Below are 15,343 nucleotides of genomic sequence, written 5' to 3'. Positions count from 1 at the left end.
GGGCCTCGTAATATGCATTTTCCACTTAAGAAACTGATCCTTGCCGCTGGGGTAGCCCTTATTGCTGCCGGAGGCTACTACTATTGGACTGAGTTACGCGACGAAGGCCTAGGGGAAGACTTCGCTAGCGGCAATGGGCGTATCGAGGCCACTGAAATCGATATCGCCACCAAGCTTCCTGGACGTGTTGACGCAGTACTGGTCGATGAAGGCGAGTTTGTCACCGTTGGCCAACCCCTGGCGCGCATGCAGATCCAGGTACTGGAAGCTCAGCGCGACGAGGCAATAGCTCAGCATCAACAGGCACTCAATGCTGTACTCAGCGCAGAAGCGCAAGTTGCTCTGCGCCAAAGCGACCATCTCGCCGCCCAGGCCGTAGTGACTCAGCGTGAAAGTGAACTTGATGCGGCTCAGCGCCGCTTGGCTCGCTCAGAAACCTTATCGCGGGAAGGAGCCGCTTCAGCACAAGAACTCGATGATGATCGCGCTCGGGTCAATAGTGCACGAGCAGCTGTTGCCGCCGCTAACGCCCAGGTAGATGCTGCACAGTCGGCCATCACGGCGGCTCGCGCCCAGGTGACAGGAGCCCGCTCTGCAGTCACTGCCGCCGAAGCCACTATCACGCGTATCGACGCAGACATCACCGATAGTCAATTGGTTGCGCCTCGTGCAGGGCGTGTGCAATTTCGCATTGCCCAACCCGGCGAGGTGCTTCCAAGCGGGGGGCGAGTGCTGAACCTAGTCGATCTTAGCGACGTACACATGACGTTTTTCCTTCCTGCCGAGCAAGCAGGTCGTGTGGCCCTGGGCAGCGAGGCACGTATTATTCTAGATGCGGCACCTGAGCTAGTCATACCGGCACGTATCTCGTTTGTTGCCAGCACTGCACAATTTACGCCTAAGACGGTAGAGACAGCTTCGGAACGACAAAAATTGATGTTCCGAGTGAAAGCACAGATTGATCGAGACCTTCTACAACGTCATCTTGAGCAAGTTAAGACCGGTGTCCCTGGAGAAACCTGGGTCAAGCTCGACCCCGACGCAGAGTGGCCTGCTGAGCTGGCTATTCGGGTACCGCAATGATAGTGACACCGCCCTCATCGCCAGCGGTAGTAACACTAGCTGGCATTCAACTGCGCTACGGTAAGCAGGTTGCCCTGGCGGGCATCGACCTGAAAATTCCTGCGGGCAGTATGATTGGGCTGATAGGGCCTGATGGCGTTGGAAAATCTAGCCTGTTAGCGCTTATTGCTGGAGCGCGCGCTGTCCAAGAAGGGCAAGTTGAAGTGCTCGGTGGCGATATGTCCAGTAAGCGTCATCGCGATAGCATTTGCCCACGCATTGCCTATATGCCCCAGGGATTGGGCAAGAACCTCTACCCAACTCTTTCAGTAGAAGAAAACCTGCAGTTCTTCGCTCGCCTTTTTGGCCATGGGAATATCGAACGACGTCGCCGAATCGACGATTTGACCCGTAGTACAGGGCTGTACGGATTCCTAAACCGTCCAGCAGGCAAACTTTCCGGCGGTATGAAACAGAAGCTGGGGCTGTGCTGTGCGCTGATACATGACCCCGACTTATTGATCCTCGACGAACCAACCACTGGCGTCGATCCACTGGCCCGCGCCCAGTTTTGGGAATTGATCGCGCGTATTCGTCGCCAACGACCGCAGATGAGTGTAGTGGTAGCAACCGCTTACATGGATGAAGCCCAGCGCTTCGACTGGCTAGTGGCCATGGATGACGGCAAAATTCTTGCTACCGGAACGCCGGCGGCGTTGCTAGAGCGAACTGACAGCAGTTCCCTGGAAGCTGCCTTTATCGCCTTGCTACCGGAAGAGAAAAAACGCGACTATGCACCAGTGCATATTCCGCCGTTGGCGCAAGATGACGATGAAATCGCCATCGAGGCTAAGGACCTCACCATGCGCTTTGGCGATTTTGTCGCCGTCGACCACGTCAGCTTTCGGATCCGGCGTGGCGAGATTTTCGGCTTTCTTGGCTCCAATGGTTGTGGCAAATCAACCACCATGAAGATGCTTACTGGTTTGTTGCCGGCCAGTGAAGGCCAGGCGTGGCTGTTCGGCAAACAGGTGGATACCCGCGATATCGACACCCGCCGCCGCGTGGGCTACATGTCCCAGGCGTTCTCACTGTATGGCGAACTAACCGTTGAGCAGAACCTAATCTTGCACGCCCGCCTTTTCCAGGTCCCTGAAGCGGAGATAGCCACCCGCGTGGATGAGATGGTGAAACGCTTCGGCCTACAAGAGGTACGCGGCAGCCTGCCGGAAAGTTTGCCACTAGGCATCCGTCAGCGTCTGTCCCTGGCGGTGGCAATGGTCCACAAGCCCGAGCTACTCATCCTGGATGAACCGACCTCCGGGGTTGATCCCATTGCCCGCGACAACTTCTGGCGACTCATGATTGAGCTAGCTCGCCGTGACCGGGTAACCATTTTCATTTCTACCCACTTCATGAATGAAGCCGAGCGCTGTGATCGCATGTCGATGATGCACGCTGGTCAAGTACTCGATAGCGACACGCCAGCGGCACTGGTGGAAAAACGTGGGGCAGCGACTCTGGAAGAGGCGTTCATCGGCTACTTGACCGAAGCTGGCGCCGGCGAGCAGGACCAAGAAGCCCCCGAGACAACGTCCACTCCAGAGGCCGCATTACCGCCCTCCATGCCTCATAACGCGGTAAAACACAGCGCTTTTAGTCTCCAGCGTCTACTTAGCTACACTTGGCGAGAATCGTTGGAGCTTCGCCGCGACCCGGTCCGCGGCACCCTCGCCCTGCTTGGCTCGCTAATTCTGATGTTGGTCATTGGCTATGGCATCAGCCTGGACGTGGAGGATCTCAGCTATGCCATCCTCGACCGCGACCAGACGACCTTGAGCAATAGCTATGCTCTGAATCTATCCGGCTCCCGCTACTTTATCGAACAGCCGCCATTGATTGATTACGCAGATATGGACAAGCGCATGCGCAGTGGCAAACTCACCCTAGCCATTGAAATCCCTCCCGGCTTTGGCCGTGATGTGAAGCGAGGAAGCCAGGTTGAAATCGGCGCCTGGATTGACGGTGCGATGCCCCAGCGTGCTGAAACCGCACGCGGCTACGTGCAGGGTATCCATCGACAGTGGCTACTCGAGCAAGCAGGGCAAGCCGCGACTAATTTCAGTGCCCCCGCTGCTAATGTCGAAACCCGTTTTCGCTACAACCCTGATGTTCAAAGCCTGCCAGCCATGGTGCCAGCAGTCATCCCACTACTGTTAATGATGCTACCGGCGATGCTGACCGCTCTGGCCGTAGTGCGGGAAAAAGAGCTGGGATCGATCATCAACCTCTATGTAACACCCGTCACCCGTAGCGAATTTCTAGTCGGCAAGCAGTTGCCTTATATCGCTCTCGCTATCATCAATTTTCTACTGATGGCATTACTCGCGGTCACGCTATTTGGTGTGCCCATCAAAGGCAGCTTCCTGACGCTGCTGCTAGCAGTAGTGATCTACAGCATTATCGCAACGGGCATGGGACTACTCGCTTCGACGTTGACGCGCAGCCAGATCGCAGCGATGTTCTTCGCCATCATCGGGACGTTGATTCCCGCCGTGCAGTTCTCAGGGATGATCGACCCGGTCAGTTCACTAGAAGGCGTGGGGCGTTTCATTGGCACCATCTACCCCACCTCCTACATGTTAACCATCACTCGCGGTGTATTTAGCAAAGCGCTGGGGCTTAGTGACCTCTATACCCTGTTTGTACCACTGTTGATCGCAGTTCCAACAATCATGGGGCTTTCTATTTTCCTGTTAAAAAACCAGGAGCGCTGAGATGCATAGTGTCTTGACTATCTACCGGCTGGGCGTCAAGGAACTATGGAGCCTTATCCGCGACCCGATTATGCTAATACTGATCGCCTACGTGTGCAGCATCTCGGTTTACACCAAAGCGACCGCCTTGCCCGAAAGTCTGCACATGGCTCCCATCGCTATCGTCGATGAAGATAACTCGCCGCTGTCATCTCGTATTGTCACGGCGTTCTATCCCCCCCAATTCGCCACCCCAGACAAGATATCACTTCATGAGGTTGACCCTGGACTCGATGCAGGCCACTACACTTTCGTCCTCAATATACCTCCCGATTTTCAGCGCAACGTGCTGGCTGGCCACGCTCCTCAGATTCAACTCAATATTGATGCCACACGCATGAGCCAAGCCTTTACTGGCAATGGCTATATACAGCAAATCGTCATGGACGAGATCAACGAGTTTACTCAACGTTACCGCAATCATAGTGCCCCACCCGTCGACCTAGTACTGCGAGCGCGCTTTAATCCAGGGCTCGAAAAAGCTTGGTTCGGGTCGCTGATGTCAATCATTGATAACATTACCATGCTCTCTATCATTCTCACGGGCGCAGCGTTGATACGCGAACGCGAGCACGGCACCATTGAGCATCTATTGGCAATGCCAGTCACCCCGACAGAAATTATGCTGGCCAAGGTCTGGTCAATGGGTCTAGTGGTTCTAATCTCTGCGCTGCTTTCGCTCTATTTGGTCGTTAGCTGGGCCTTACAGGTACCGATAGCAGGCTCGGTGGCACTGTTCACCGTGGGGGCAGCACTTCACCTCTTCGCTACCACGTCTATGGGTATCTTTCTCGCCACCCTAGCACGCAACATGCCACAGTTTGGCATGTTGATGGTACTGGTACTGTTACCGCTGCAGCTGCTATCCGGGGGTACGACACCACGCGAAAGCATGCCGGAAATTGTCCAGCACATCATGCTGCTCGCCCCAACCACTCACTTCGTCGAACTGGGTCAGGCAATCCTCTATCGCGGTGCGGGAATAAACGTAGTGTGGCCGCAGTTTCTGCTTCTACTGTTGATCGGTAGCGCTCTATTCGCTTTTTCTTTGTCTCGTTTTCGCAAGGCCATCGGCCAGATGGCATAAGTGATGTGTTATGGCACCTGGTCATCAAGATAATGTCAGCGGCGAAGCAACACCACATCCGCCGCTGGAAACTCCGCTGCCATATCCCAACGTTCGGCTATCCAACAAAACGTCGCTTCGCTGAAAAAGCACACATGCGTCGGGTCGTTTATATAGTGCCAGCGGGCAAATGCCTCTGGAGTACTGACACGCTTTGTCATTACCCCAAGATAGCCCCCAGGGACTAATTTCTCGACCAATTGACTAAGCTCTTCGCCTGGCCTTGCAAGATGCTCTAACACCTCGGTGGCAGTAATAAAGTCATACTGGCGGTTGAGTACTTCAACGTCAGGGGCGTAAAAAATATCGTAAACCGCCATCACGAACCCCGCCTCCTCAAACATCACCGACAGCGTAGGCCCTGGGCCGCAGCCAAAGTCCAGCCCATGGGCATCTTGTGGCAGCTTAGCCACTAGCGGGGCAAATAAACGCCCCAAAAAACGCCGATATCCCGTATCATGCGGCGAATTCTGGTGCTGGTCGTACTCTGCTTTTTCTTGACGTGCATCTAAGTGCTGTTCGGCAGGCACAAACACCAAGGCGCACGTGGCACACTGGTAGTAATCGCGGCGACGGTCTTGGTGATAAAGGGCCGGTTTAGGCGTATTGCATAGCGGACAGCGTCGCATCATCGTATTCTCATGTTTTACGTTTGTTTTAAGGAAAGTGGCATGCTCTCAGGTTTTGACCATCTTGTTGTTACGGTGACTGATATGGGTCGCGCCGTGGATTTTTATTCCCGTGTGCTGGGGTTAGACGTGCGCTACCGAGACGCGCAGCGGGTGGATCTTATGCTAGGCGACACGGCACTACGCCTGCATCAAACCGACACTGATATTGCGCCTGTTTCTGCCACCCCTACCCCAGGCAGCCTGGATTTATGCCTGCGCTGCCAATTGCCACTGGATGAGTTCAAACAGCACTTGGATGCACTTGCTATTGACGTAGAACTTGGCCCGGTTGCTCGCCAAGGCGCTAATGGTCCAATTGAGTCGATTTACTTACGCGACCCAGACGGTAATTTGCTGGAAATCTGCCGACCTGCTACCCGCTAATGATAAGCCGCGCCAGCCGCGCTATCATAGTGAGCTTTAACGGCGTCCTCGGGGACGCCTCATAGCGAATAGCAAAAAGGATCGGTTATGCACGACGATGCCAACAAAGCACCTTTAGAAGGTGAAGTAATTAACGAAAGTACGTCTTCAGAACAGCCGGATACCACCATGGCGATGGTGATTTACGCGCTTTATTTGGCAAGCTTTTTGGTAGGGTTCACCTCGTTGGTCGGCATCGTTATCGCCTATGTCTATCGTGGTAAAGGCCCTGAATGGCTAGATGAGCACTACCGTTACCAGATCCGTACGTTTTGGATTGGGCTGCTCTACGGCAGCATCGCCACGTTGCTAACGTTTATTCTGATTGGCATCCCCATGCTATTGGCGTTGGCCGTATGGTTTATCGTTCGCTGTGTGAAAGGCTTTAAGGGGCTGCAGGAGAAGCGTGCGCCAACCAACGTTGATAGCTGGTTCCTGTAACTTATGACAGAGCAGTCACCTTCTAACAAATCACGTTTCCAAGCACGTGCCATCACATCAATTTGGAAACTACTGGCGCGCTGGCCGCTTGGCGCGCTTTGGCGTATCGCCGTGCTGTTGGGTCCGCTGGTCTATCGCTTTAGCAAACGAGAGCGCCAGGTGACGGAAATCAATTTGGAAGTGGTCAACCCAGAAGCCACTGCCAGTCAGCGCAAAGCCCTTGCCATACAAAGCCTGCGCCACTCGGCAGCGACTATGCTGGAACTTGGCCATGCCTGGATGGCTGCGCCCGAAAAAGTAGAGGCCAGCATTTTATCGGTTCATGGCCGAGATAAACTAGACAGCGCCCGCGCCGATGGCCGCGGCGTCATTGTGCTTGCTCCGCACTTTGGTAACTGGGAGGTGCTTAATTTTTGGCTCTCCAGCCACTTCCCTTTTACCGCCATGTACGAACCACCCAAAATTGCCGACCTTGAGCCTATTATTCGCCATGGTCGTGAGCGCATGGGAGCCAGCTTGGTACCCACCAACGCCAGAGGCGTCGCTGCCCTTCTCAAAGCGCTTAAGCGTAGCGAAGCTATTGGCATCTTGCCGGATCAAGAACCGAACTGGGGCAGCGGTGTATTTGCCCCTTTTTATGGGCGCGATGCCTACACGGCAACGCTGCTACCGAAACTGGTCGCCCGCACTCAGGCAAGAGTAGTCACTGGCGTTGCCTTACGAGTGCCTGGAAAGGGGTTTGAAATTCATTTCCTTGACGCCGATGAGCAGGTTTACAGCGCCGATGATGTGGTTTCAGCAACCGGTGTTAATGCCAGCGTCGAAGCGTCAATTGCGCTTGATCCAACGCAGTATCAGTGGGAGTACAAGCGCTATCGCAAAGTCATAGAGCAACAGCAAGGGCTGGCAAACGCCAAAGAATTTCGGATTTACTAACGGGTAACGAGGTAATTTATGACCCAGCGTTATAGTCCCACTGAGGAAACGCGCCCCCCCCAGATCATTTACGCGCTCTACTTAGCGGGTCTAGTAACAGCCAATATTACACTGTTGATTGGCGTTATAGTCGCTTACGTGTATCGCAAAGAGGCAGCGCCGTGGTTGCAAGCGCACTACCGCTATTTGATCCGGACTTTTTGGATAGGCTGCCTCTACTTTATCGCCACCTTTACCCTTAGCTTAATGTTAGTGGGCACGCTGCTATGGCCACTATTAGCCGTGTGGCTTGGTGTCCGCTGTATTATTGGCTGGATCGCAGTGCGCAAGGGAGAGCCACCGGCTCGTCCTGGCAGTTGGCTCTGGTAACAACTAAGCTCCCCTACTCATCAATGTGTCGAGCGTATACATCATCTAATCGCTCGATATCATCTTCTCCTAAATAGCTGCCCGACTGGACTTCGATCAACTCCAAAGGGATTTTCCCAGGGTTCTCCAGCCGGTGTAGTGCGCCAATTGGGATATAGGTGGACTGGTTCTCACTGACAAGATAGGTCCGCTCGTCGACAGTGACTTGGGCGGTGCCACTCACGACGACCCAGTGTTCAGCACGGTGGTGATGACGCTGCAGCGAAAGCCGCCCTCCAGGTTTCACCGTGATGTGCTTCACTTGATAGCGCTCGCCACTATCCATAGCCTGAAAGCTTCCCCAAGGGCGATGAACTAACGGCGCAGCGTGGGGTTCACGTCGCCCCGCTTGAGTGAGTGATGCCACCAGTTGTTTAACCTGCTGAGCCTGATCGCGGTGGGCAACCAGCACGCTATCGGATGTTTCCACCACGATCAGATCTTCAACACCGAGCGTTGCCACCAGGCGGTGCTTAGCAATAACAAGCGAGCGTTGTGTATTGGTCAGGATCCCATCACCGTTAACCACATTGCCTGCTTTGTCGGGCGTTTGCGCTGCCCATAATGCATCAAAGCTACCAATATCGCTCCATTGGGCATCCAACGGGACGACTGCCGCTCGGTCGCAGTGCTCCATGACAGCGTAGTCGATCGACTCCGCTGGAGATGAGCAAAATGCATTTTCACCCAAGCGTAAAAAATCCAAGTCACGCTGAGCGTCGTTAACAGCTTGTTGGCAGGCTGCCAGCATGGCTGGCTGCAGCCGTTCAAGTTGAGACAGGTAAGTGGAGGCTTGCAGTAAAAACATACCGCTATTCCACAGAGTATTGCCTGCCTCTAAAAGATGCTGGGCACGCTCTGCGCTAGGTTTCTCGATAAATGATGAGATCTGGTGGCCATCGCCCAAAGGGCGGCCACAAGCAATGTAGCCATAGCCTGTTTCTGGATAGGTAGGCACTACGCCAAACGTAACGAGATACCCTTGGGCAGCAAGCGGTTCCGCGCAAGCGACGCTGTGAGTAAACGCTGCTAAATTGCCAATAACGTGATCTGCTGGAAGCACCAGCAGCAGTGGATCGTCACCCGCTTGGCGGGCTAGTAGCGCAGCGCAGGCAATTGCCGGTGCCGTGTTACGCCCTTCTGGCTCTAACACCAACGTTCCCGGTAGACCGCTCTCCCGTAACTGCTCCGCCATTAAGAACCGATGAGCATGGTGCCCCATCAATATAGGCGGCTGAGCATCTAACCCTGCCAAACGCGCAAGCGTTTGCTGCAGCAGGCTTTGGGAAGACGTTAACTTCAAGAACTGCTTTGGCATCTGCTCTCGTGAAAGTGGCCAAAGCCGCGTGCCACTACCACCGCTAAGAATGACGGGCTGGATCATGGTGTCGTCCCTGTCGTTGACCAAGAAGAGGTTAATGCTGGTGTGCCAAAGTCTTGCTGTAACCAATGACGCAGCTGGCTCATTTTCGCGGCTTCCTCAGGGCTTTCCAGTGACGGCAGCATGCCATCAATAAAACCACGTGCCTTGAAAGGTGCTAAGAGCTGGGGGTCACCGCTAATCACATGGACAGGCACCGCTGCACTGGCGTTGTCGCCGGTAATCAGCGGTGCCGCCTGATGATCTCCCAGTACAATCAATAGAGTATTGTCATCAACCACTCGCTCGGCCCAGCGCCCAGTGACCTTCACAGCGTAGTCTATCGACCAAGCGTAATGATCGCGAATGCGTTCAATATCCTGCCAGAGCACTTCTGGCGGATCGCCGGCCTCCTCCCAAGGGGCGAAAATACGCCCATCGCCAATCATCGACCAGTCTTCGAAAACGGGTAAAATTGGCGTCCATGGTGCGTGGCTAGAGATAAGTGCGAGTTGCGCGAATACCGGCGCCTCACCTAATAAGTGTCGTTGGGTGTAATCCAGCGTGAACTGATCGGGCATCGTGACCCAGTTCAGCGGTGGGCCTGCATAGGGTAAGTCTTTCGCTGCTGCAATCTCATCAAATCCGTAGGCCAGCCCTTCTGGCCAAGCCAATGTAATGGCAGGCATGACACTGAGCGTCCGCTGCCCAGTGCTACTAAAATCATTAATAAGCGTTGAATGATCGCTTTCCAGCATCAGCCGATACCATAGCTGATTATCAATCCAGCGTCCGCTTAGTGCCGTGGCATGGGCAAGCCAAGACTGACCTCCTCGAATAGGCGCTTCTAGCAACCCCGAAACAGCGTGTAGATCGCGCTGTCCCAAACGTTGCTGTATGTCATCTAGCGTAGGCAGTACGACATTGCTGTAGCGAGCATCATTAATGGCCGACACACCATAAGATTCAATAAACGTTAATAAGACGTTGCGCCCTAACAAACCAGGCAATGGTCTAGGCTCCAACGGTGTATCCTGTAACTGCTCGGTAAACGCCACTCTTGCCTGATGAGTCGCCACTACCTGTTCCCACTGAAAACGCGTGGTGTTAACAGCAGGCAGCGTTGATTTAGCAACTAAGCGCTTGCCATTAGCCTCGGAAACCGCGAAACCTGCTGCAGTGATCATGACGAAGATGGCTAAAGCACCTGGAGCACTCCTCACCGATAAAGGCTTAGCAGGCAGCAGCAACCGCAGCATCACCCATAAACTACCTAGCAGGGCCACAGTGCCCAACAACATCAGGAAAGTTGCGGCGAGTTGACCTACATTACCTACTAGCAAATGGTAGATAGAGCGCACCAAGGGCACGTCCAGATAGAGGTTAAGTGATCGCCCAAACGCAGTGTGTGTGGCGGCATCACCTAGGTTGGCTGCCGATACCAAAGCAAGCCAGCCCACCAACAAAATAGCCAACCAGCGACGTAAGCTACCAGGGCGAATAAGCAGCATTACGAGGGCTATAAGCCATGCCTCCCAAGCAATTAGAGGAGAGCCAACCTCGCCGAAACGCCACCAAAGCGGCAATACCAGTAGAAAGTTGAGCGTTATACATGTGAGTAGAAGACGAATCATCAGCGCTTCAACAGCATAGCAATCACCTAAACATTACACGCTTAATGGAGTTTAAAGCTTGCACACGACCATAAAAATCATATACCAATAGGCTTAATGGTATAACTTTTGTTGAAATATTTCATATACTGATTTTATGGTTACCACGTTGGCATGCAATCGAAAGGAACTCGCCCATGAGTGTTCGTACTGCAGCAAAATGGATGTTGTCATTTAACTGCCTGATCGCCTTTTCTGCGATTGCCAACGATGATGGTGTTTTTGACCACGTTATTGAGCGTGCCCAAACCCTGGCCGATGCGCCTTATCAACCCCCAAATGAGACGCTTCCCAGCGCTTTGAAGTCGTTAGATTACGACCTGTATCGACAAATCCGCTTTAATCCCGAACGCGCCTACTGGCGCGATGAAAGCCCTTTTAGTATGCAGCTATTTCATAGCGGATTTATATTTCAAACCCCCGTCACAATTAATGTGGTCGAAAATGGTGACGTTGAACCACTCTCTTTCTCGGCAGATGACTTTCAGTACGATGGTGATTCCAACCGCTTGTTGGAGAATGACTTAACGGGCAGCGGACATGCAGGTTTTAGGCTGCACTACCCTATCAATAATGAGGATTATGCCGATGAATTTGCTGTTTTTCTTGGCGCAAGCTACTTCCGTCTAGTAGGACGCGACCAAGCCTACGGCCTTTCTACCCGCGGTCTTGCCATTGATACCGCACTAGCCAGTGGTGAAGAGTTCCCTGAATTTCGTGAATTCTGGCTTTATAAGCCTGATGAAGATTCTGACAGCATTACGCTACTCGCCCTCATGGATAGCCCATCACTAAGCGGTGCCTACCGCATTACGCTAACGCCGGGCGAGAGCACTGAGGCAGCTGTAGAAGCAACACTGTTTGCACGTTCTGATATAGCAAAGCTAGGGGTTGCCCCGCTCACCAGCATGTTCACCTTTGGGGAAGCCAGCACCGAACGAGCTGACGACTTTCGTCCTCAGGTACATGATTCTGATGGCTTGCTAATACACACGGGGTCCGACGAGTGGATTTGGCGGCCGTTGCAAAATCCCTCATCCGTACGCGTATCAACGTTTATAGATGATGCGCCCAATGGGTTTGGTTTAATGCAACGGGAGCGGGACTTTAGCCGCTACCTGGACCTTGAAGCCCACTACCATCGCCGCCCTAGCCAATGGGTCGAACCCCTTGCTGACTGGGGGCCAGGGCATGTAGAGCTCGTCGAAATCCCCACGCCAGATGAGACTCACGACAATATAGTGGCTTATTGGGTGGCCGAGGAGGCGCTCACTGCTGGCGAATCACGCCACCTTCACTATCGAACGTTTACGCTCAATGAACAGCCCGAGGCTAATTCACTGGGCAAGGTTGTGCGCACCCGCCATGGCAGCGCAGCGGTTCCAGGTGAGGCCGACTCCCCCTCTGCTGATCAGCGCCAATTCATCGTCGATTTCCAGGGCGGCAAACTGGATGACCTGACCTCAAGCGAGCCAATCGAGCTGGACATCAGCGTGCTCAATGGCGAGGTATTACTACCTCAAGTCAAAACACTGCCCAACAACGGACAACGGGCCACTTTCCGATTGCCCCCCAGCAGCGAGCCCAGCGATATCCGGCTACGGCTGACGGTTGAAGGAGAGCCAATTACTGAAACCTGGAATTACGTGTGGTATCCCGATGCCTGATCTCCACGCGTTGCGGCCTGTGATGCCCTGGCTTAACGGTCGCCGAGTCTTCCTTGCTTTCACAGTGTTAGCCACCAGCATCGGTGGCTGTATCGCAATGGCGAAAGTCGTTGCCAACCTTGCCATTGGTTGGCAGCTCACCATGTTGATCCTATTTGCATTAACGTTTACTTGGATAGCGCTGGCTTTCTGGGGAGCACTGTGTGGCTTTGTGCTTTGTGCGCTACGTCGCGATCCACTCAGCTTACGTCGCCAAGCCATTGTGAACCCCAATGCCAGCCTGCTAGTCAGCCGCACCGCGCTAATAATGCCTATTTATGCAGAACCTCCCATCCCGACCATTGCAGGGCTAGAAGCAACGTGTCGTTCACTTCTCCAGCAAGCAGAAGCGTATGGTGCAGGAACACCCAGTGCTATCAACAAATACTTTGAAGTGTTCGTGTTGAGCGATACCCAAGAGTCGGCCATGGCAGACATCGAAGCGGCCCATGTGGCTGCCTTGCAACAGCGCCTTGCCGGACAGATAGCCGTGCATTATCGGCGACGCCCTAATAATGACGGCCGAAAAGCTGGCAATATTGCAGAGTTTTGCCGCCGCTGGGGCCGCCGCTATGACTACTTGGTGGTGCTAGATGCCGACAGCCTAATGAGTGGCGCTACACTGCTGCACTTAGTCCACCGGATGCAGCGCCAACCCAGCGTAGGACTTATTCAAACGGTGCCTATTCCCGTTGGCCAACGCACGCTATTTGGCCGTTTTACCCAGCTAGCCTCAGCACTTTACAGCCCGATGTTGGCAGCGGGCCAAAGCTTCTGGCAGGGTGATGCGGCAAATTACTGGGGCCACAATGCAATTATTCGCACACGCGCCTTTATGGCCCATGCAGGGTTACCTATCCTTTCAGGTAAGCCACCGCTGGGAGGGGAGCTATTAAGTCACGATTTCGTCGAAGCAGCTCTCCTGAAACGGGGCGGCTGGCAGGTGTTACTGGATACCTCTGCGACCACCGCCGTATCTCGCCATAACCCTTACGCTAGCGCGTCACACAACAGCTTTGAAGCCATGCCAAGCAACATGCTCGACTTTGCCAAGCGTGATCGCCGCTGGCTACAGGGCAATCTGCAGCACTTACGCTTACTCACCGGCGCGGGGTTTCACCCGATTAGTCGGCTACACTTTTTATTTGGCGCGTTTGCCTACCTTTCTTCGCTTGTTTGGCTTGGACTGCTACTCTGCACCAGCCTGATGGTGGGTTATCAAGCCATTGAGACCACCTCAAACCCGCCTCTGCCTGAAACCCTCTCTCTGGGGCTGTTAAGCGTAACGCTGGGTATGTTGATTGCGCCCAAGCTGCTGGGTCTATTATTGACGTTCTGGCAATGTCCCCATGCGTATGGTGGGCGACTCAAGCTTGTCACCAGCACGCTATTGGAAATTCTGTTTGCTGCATTGATTGCACCACTGATGATGGCGTGGCACAGCTTATTTATCGTTAACGTGCTGATTGGCCGGGCCATTGACTGGCAAACTCAACACCGGGGAGAGCGTTCGCTAAGCTGGCGAGAGGCATGGCACCACACTGGGTGGATGACGCTGTGTGGTATTGCTTGGGCAGGCACGATGATGCTTTTTTCACCCTCTGCGTTTGGTTGGTTAACCCCCGCATGGCTGGGGCTGATTGGAGCCGCTCCACTGGTGAAATATTCCAGCAGTGCCACTTGGGGAGGCCTCGTTAGCCGCAAGTTCGGCTTACTGCAAACGCCGAGTTCAGCACAACAACCACCTCTTTTGGAGGACTTTGCCGCGTTAGAAAGCCACAGTCATCACTCCAGTACCACCTTATCTAACCCGTCGCTAACACTTTCTCTAGCGCTTCCCCAGGAACAGCCAGGCGATATGCCCTGCCAATCATTTCGCTATCACGTTCAAACAGCAACCAAACATGCCCCACCCGTTAAGGAGCCTTACTAATGCCTTCTGCTTTTTTCCATCGGCTCCGCAGTACCAGCGGTATGGCGCGTTCACTGTTTATTTACTGGCGGCCAGGAAGGCAAAGGGGTCTGAAGCAGTTATATCGTCCGTTTATTCAACCGGGCGATATCGCTTTTGATATTGGCGCTCACTTAGGCGACCGTAGTGCCGCCTTCCACGCGCTAGGTGCTAAGGTAGTGGCATTAGAGCCACAGCCAGCACTGGCCAAATGGTTTAAACGGATACTTAATCAGCCTAACATCACGCTCTTACCACTGGCCGCTGGACCGCAGCCCGGCTATGCGGATATCGCTATCAGTGTTAGCAACCCGACCCTCTCTACCCTAGCGACCGAATGGCGACATCAGGTGGGCGAACGCAACCCTGGCTTTCAGCACGTGCAGTGGGAACAGCAGTTAAGAGTGGAAGTCACTACACTGGATCAACTGATCGCCACTTACGGCGAACCAAGCTTTATAAAAATTGATGTTGAAGGGTTTGAAGCAGAAGTACTGATGGGGCTTAACCACCCGGTAGCAGCGCTTTCGGTAGAGTTTGTTGCGGGCGTGTTAGAGGTCAGCCATTCCTGCGTTGACCAGCTGTGCCGCCTTGGTGACTACCGTTTCAATGCAATTGCCGGTGAGCAGCGCCACTTCCGCTGGTCAACCTGGCAATCCCCTGAAACCATTACCCAGTGGCTCAACGATGGCGTTGACGGCTTAGCCTCTGGGGATCTCTACGCCTGCCGCGCCGACCATCCGCTGTTAAACGCATCCGCATAAGTCTTT

The 15,343-nt window shown here is 53.9% G+C and carries 13 protein-coding genes; 10 read left to right on the top strand and 3 right to left on the bottom strand.

Annotated features, from left to right (window positions below; all coding sequences use genetic code 11):
• The first annotated feature begins 12 nt into the window (after nt 1-12).
• Genes ACN06F_RS04700 through ACN06F_RS04690 form a run of 3 tightly spaced genes read left to right on the top strand, consistent with a single transcriptional unit; the run spans nt 13 to nt 4,965 of the window.
• Complete coding sequence (locus ACN06F_RS04700) at nt 13-1,083, top strand: HlyD family secretion protein (protein WP_038486553.1); 1,071 nt, start codon at nt 13-15, stop codon at nt 1,081-1,083.
• Nucleotides 1,080-3,839: a ribosome-associated ATPase/putative transporter RbbA gene (gene rbbA / locus ACN06F_RS04695; protein ID WP_433924763.1), complete on the top strand. Its 2,760-nt coding sequence runs from the start codon at nt 1,080-1,082 to the stop codon at nt 3,837-3,839. Before ACN06F_RS04700 ends, rbbA begins: the two co-directional genes overlap by 4 nt.
• Before the next feature lies 1 nt (nt 3,840).
• Nucleotides 3,841-4,965, top strand: a complete 1,125-nt coding sequence (locus ACN06F_RS04690) for an ABC transporter permease (protein ID WP_095602474.1) — start codon at nt 3,841-3,843, stop codon at nt 4,963-4,965.
• Nucleotides 4,966-5,000: 35 nt separating this feature from the next.
• Here the strand turns inward: ACN06F_RS04690 and ACN06F_RS04685 are convergent, their stop codons facing one another.
• Nucleotides 5,001-5,636, bottom strand: coding sequence for a class I SAM-dependent methyltransferase (locus ACN06F_RS04685; protein ID WP_433924762.1), 636 nt, complete (start codon nt 5,634-5,636; stop codon nt 5,001-5,003).
• Between the two features lie 39 nt (nt 5,637-5,675).
• On the opposite strand from ACN06F_RS04685, the gene ACN06F_RS04680 reads away from it, so the two are divergent.
• The 4 genes from ACN06F_RS04680 to ACN06F_RS04665 all read left to right on the top strand — a co-directional run bounded on the left by ACN06F_RS04680 (nt 5,676) and on the right by ACN06F_RS04665 (nt 7,844).
• A complete protein-coding gene (locus tag ACN06F_RS04680; RefSeq protein ID WP_038482244.1) occupies nt 5,676-6,059 on the top strand; it encodes a VOC family protein in 384 nt (127 codons plus the stop codon).
• A gap of 87 nt (nt 6,060-6,146) precedes the next feature.
• Complete coding sequence (locus ACN06F_RS04675; RefSeq protein ID WP_038482241.1) at nt 6,147-6,539, top strand: DUF4870 family protein; 393 nt, start codon at nt 6,147-6,149, stop codon at nt 6,537-6,539.
• Between the two features lie 3 nt (nt 6,540-6,542).
• On the top strand, nt 6,543-7,475 hold the full coding sequence (locus ACN06F_RS04670; RefSeq protein ID WP_433924761.1) for a lysophospholipid acyltransferase family protein: 933 nt from the start codon (nt 6,543-6,545) through the stop codon (nt 7,473-7,475).
• Between the two features lie 18 nt (nt 7,476-7,493).
• Nucleotides 7,494-7,844 carry a DUF4870 family protein gene (locus tag ACN06F_RS04665; RefSeq protein ID WP_038482235.1) on the top strand — a complete coding sequence of 117 codons (351 nt, stop codon included), beginning with the start codon at nt 7,494-7,496 and terminating at the stop codon, nt 7,842-7,844.
• A gap of 13 nt (nt 7,845-7,857) precedes the next feature.
• Here ACN06F_RS04665 and ACN06F_RS04660 read toward each other — a convergent pair whose 3' ends face one another.
• Together ACN06F_RS04660 and ACN06F_RS04655 are read right to left on the bottom strand one after the other, a co-directional pair.
• Nucleotides 7,858-9,267, bottom strand: coding sequence for a mannose-1-phosphate guanylyltransferase/mannose-6-phosphate isomerase (locus ACN06F_RS04660; RefSeq protein WP_038482232.1), 1,410 nt, complete (start codon nt 9,265-9,267; stop codon nt 7,858-7,860).
• Nucleotides 9,264-10,877 carry an alkaline phosphatase gene (locus tag ACN06F_RS04655; RefSeq protein ID WP_433924760.1) on the bottom strand — a complete coding sequence of 538 codons (1,614 nt, stop codon included), beginning with the start codon at nt 10,875-10,877 and terminating at the stop codon, nt 9,264-9,266. Before ACN06F_RS04655 ends, ACN06F_RS04660 begins: the two co-directional genes overlap by 4 nt.
• A gap of 176 nt (nt 10,878-11,053) precedes the next feature.
• Between ACN06F_RS04655 and ACN06F_RS04650 the strand changes: the two genes are divergently transcribed.
• The 3 genes from ACN06F_RS04650 to ACN06F_RS04640 are packed head-to-tail and all read left to right on the top strand — an operon-like array spanning nt 11,054 to nt 15,337.
• Nucleotides 11,054-12,583, top strand: a complete 1,530-nt coding sequence (locus tag ACN06F_RS04650; protein ID WP_433924759.1) for a glucan biosynthesis protein — start codon at nt 11,054-11,056, stop codon at nt 12,581-12,583.
• Nucleotides 12,576-14,555: a glucans biosynthesis glucosyltransferase MdoH gene (gene mdoH / locus ACN06F_RS04645; protein WP_433924758.1), complete on the top strand. Its 1,980-nt coding sequence runs from the start codon at nt 12,576-12,578 to the stop codon at nt 14,553-14,555. Before ACN06F_RS04650 ends, mdoH begins: the two co-directional genes overlap by 8 nt.
• On the top strand, nt 14,555-15,337 hold the full coding sequence (locus ACN06F_RS04640) for an FkbM family methyltransferase (RefSeq protein WP_198348475.1): 783 nt from the start codon (nt 14,555-14,557) through the stop codon (nt 15,335-15,337). Before mdoH ends, ACN06F_RS04640 begins: the two co-directional genes overlap by 1 nt.
• The last annotated feature ends 6 nt before the right edge of the window (nt 15,338-15,343 follow it).

This window comes from Vreelandella sp. 21 (genome assembly GCF_050995515.1).
Taxonomy (GTDB): Bacteria; Pseudomonadota; Gammaproteobacteria; order Pseudomonadales; family Halomonadaceae; genus Vreelandella; species Vreelandella alkaliphila.
This window is presented reverse-complemented; position numbering and strand designations above follow the sequence as displayed.